The 847-nt window shown below is 46.2% G+C and carries 1 protein-coding gene; it reads right to left on the bottom strand.

Annotated features, from left to right (window positions below; genetic code table 11):
• Nucleotides 1-847 (bottom strand): hypothetical protein (locus tag A4R26_RS11580; RefSeq protein WP_207625728.1); only part of this gene is annotated, 847 nt, incomplete at both ends.

Raw genomic sequence — 847 nt, 5'->3', positions numbered from 1 at the left:
CGCATACTGTCACTTCGGTGGTGCTGGTAACAGCCGGGTTAACAGTAAGCACTAATGTAGCTACAGAATCGCAACCGGCGGTGCTTGTCAGGGTTACATCGTAGGACCCGGCGGTATTATAAGTATTGCCATTCCAGGTATAAGGCAATTGACTAGCGCATACAGTGACTTCGGTAGTACTGGTAACAGCCGGGTTAACAGATAATACAAGTGTTGCAATTGAATCACAGCCGGCCGCACTTGTCAGGGTTACATCGTAAGACCCGGCAGCATTGTAGGTATTACCATTCCAGGTGTATGGCAATTGATTAGCACAGATAGTTACTTCAGTGGTGCTGGTAACAGCCGGGTTAACAGATAATACAAGTGTTGCAATTGAGTCACAACCTGCGCTGCTTGTTAATGTCATGTCATAAGAACCGGCAGCATTGTAGGCATTACCGTTCCAGGTATATGGCAATTGATTAGCACAAATAGATACTTCGGTGGTGCTGGTTGCCGTCGGATTGACAGTAAGTACCAATGTAGCGACAGAATCGCAACCGGCCGCACTTGTCAGGGTTACATCGTAAGACCCGGGGGCATTATACGCATTGCCGTTCCAGCTATAAGGTAATTGGTCGGCGCATACGGTGATTTCGGTAGTGCTGGTAACAGCCGGATTGATAGATAATACAAGTGTAGCAATTGAATCACAACCAGCTGCGCTTATCAGGGTTATATCGTAAGATCCGGCGGTATTGTAGGTATTACCGTTCCAGGTATATGGTAATTGATTAGCACAGATAGTTACTTCGATGGTGCTGGTAACTTCTTGATTTACAGTCAGGATCAATGTTGCAATTGA

The organism is Niastella populi (assembly GCF_002078015.1).
Lineage (GTDB): Bacteria > Bacteroidota > Bacteroidia > Chitinophagales > Chitinophagaceae > Niastella > Niastella populi.
The sequence above is the reverse complement of the archived record's forward strand: the minus strand, read 5'-3'. Positions and strand labels throughout refer to the sequence as shown.